This window comes from Pollutimonas rozaliensis (assembly GCF_048751585.1).
Lineage (GTDB): Bacteria > Pseudomonadota > Gammaproteobacteria > Burkholderiales > Burkholderiaceae_B.
Genome location: NZ_JAZHOB010000138.1, coordinates 1 through 268, shown reverse-complemented (window position 1 = coordinate 268; position 268 = coordinate 1). Strand labels below are relative to the sequence as shown.

Annotated in this window: 1 pseudogene; it reads left to right on the top strand. The window is 54.1% G+C overall.

The features are described 5' to 3' along the window. Positions 1-259 (top strand): annotated as a pseudogene (locus tag V0R37_RS22290) (hypothetical protein); the annotation flags it as partial. Positions 260-268: the final 9 nt, after the last annotated feature.

The following is a 268-nucleotide window of genomic DNA, read 5'->3' as shown; positions in this document are numbered from 1 at the left end:
CCGAGAGATCATTGCCCGCCAAACCATGACCTCAGTGTTGTTGACCGTGCGGCTAACCCGTATTTTACGCTTGGCGGTAATTTTATCGATGCGCCGGCGACATGAAGCTTTACCGCAGGTAAAGATCAGCGCCAAGGCCGAGTCATTAAGCTTACATATGCCTGCAGGCTGGCTAGAGCAACACCCGCTAATGCGGGCTGAGCTGGAGCAAGAGGTGCAGTATCAGCAGCAAGCCGGCTGGGAGCTGCTGATTCAATAGCGCAATATC